Source organism: Bartonella sp. ML69XJBT (genome assembly GCF_028618515.1).
Lineage (GTDB): Bacteria > Pseudomonadota > Alphaproteobacteria > Rhizobiales > Rhizobiaceae > Bartonella.
The window spans coordinates 1-1,279 of the sequence record NZ_JAQITB010000113.1; the positions used below are offsets into that span (position 1 = coordinate 1).

The window sequence follows — 1,279 nt, forward strand, 5'->3', positions numbered from 1 at the left end:
TAATTATAAACCTCAGCATAGCTATGAATATGAGCCGAGCCAGCAACAATGGCACGACCATAGACCCTTGCATAACCAAAAACCGTAGCATCATAAGAAACATGCGCATAATCATAAACATGAGCATCAGCAAAAACGCGGGCGCCCCCACTCACATGGGCATACCCATAAACATTGCCATAAACATGAGCATTGCCATAGACACAAGCATGGTCATAAACTTTTGCATATTGAGAGATGAAAGCCTTGCCATAGATTTCACAATTCCCATAGACTTGACCACAGATTTGAGAAAAATGACGTATTTTTGCATTGTCAGAAACACGGGCATGACCATAGACACAAGCTTTATCATAAACCCAGCAATTACCATCATGTGATAAGTTACTTTCCTTTTCAATAAAGCCCCCTAAATCCCCCGTCTTAACATCATCAAAATCTTTTAAAGCCCGAATGCGATAAAGATTGATAGTTTTTCTCGTCAGAGCATGTTTAATTTTTTTGCTTCCTCTAGTTAATTCGTATTTTTTGCACATAAGAATACCTCACACAATTGAATGTGTTAAACATTTGCTAAAATTTGGAATGGAAAATTTGAAAGAGGGGCGCCCCCGCAACGCCACTGCCTTTATTTACGCAGCGTCTTTTATGGTATGATCACAAATTTTGATATGACCACTCAATTTTTTGGTATCTATATATGAATTACCAAAAACACTCACTTTATCGCAAATGTATGTATAGCCTGTAATTTTTGCATTTTCATAAATACAAGCATCATCACAAACCACAGCAAAAAACCAAACTTGAGCATTGTCATAAATTCTTGCATTGCCATAAGCTTGTGCATAGCCAGTTAATAAAGCATTATCATAAATTTTTGCATGACCTTTTATAACAGCCCTGTCAGATACCTCTGCATGATTCAAAACGCAGGCATGATCATAAACATAAGAGGAACCACAAACTTTAGCATTATCAGCAACCCTTGCATTGTCATAAATTTTTGCACAATCAAAAATTTTAGAATTGCCTTCAATTTTTGCATTATCAAAAACATAAGCTTCATTTAAGATTTTAGCATTATCAGAAACATGGGCATTATTATAAACACACGCCTCATTATACACCCAGCAATTGCCCTCATGAGAAAGGTTGCTTTCCTTTTCAATAAAGCCACCAAGGTCACCAGCCTTGACATCAGCAAAGTCTCTTAATGCTTTAATGCGATAAAGAGTTTGATTATTAAATACACGTGTCTCATTTGTGAGTGCAAACT

2 protein-coding genes are annotated in these 1,279 nt (G+C 36.5%); both read right to left on the minus strand.

Annotation, left to right across the window (positions count from 1 at the left end; genetic code table 11):
- A partial coding sequence (locus PVV68_RS10380) for a hypothetical protein (protein ID WP_273783036.1) occupies positions 1-536 on the minus strand: 536 nt, incomplete at its 3' end.
- Between the two features lie 96 nt (positions 537-632).
- The coding region (locus PVV68_RS10385) for a hypothetical protein (protein WP_273783037.1) at positions 633-1,279 on the minus strand (647 nt) is incomplete at its 5' end.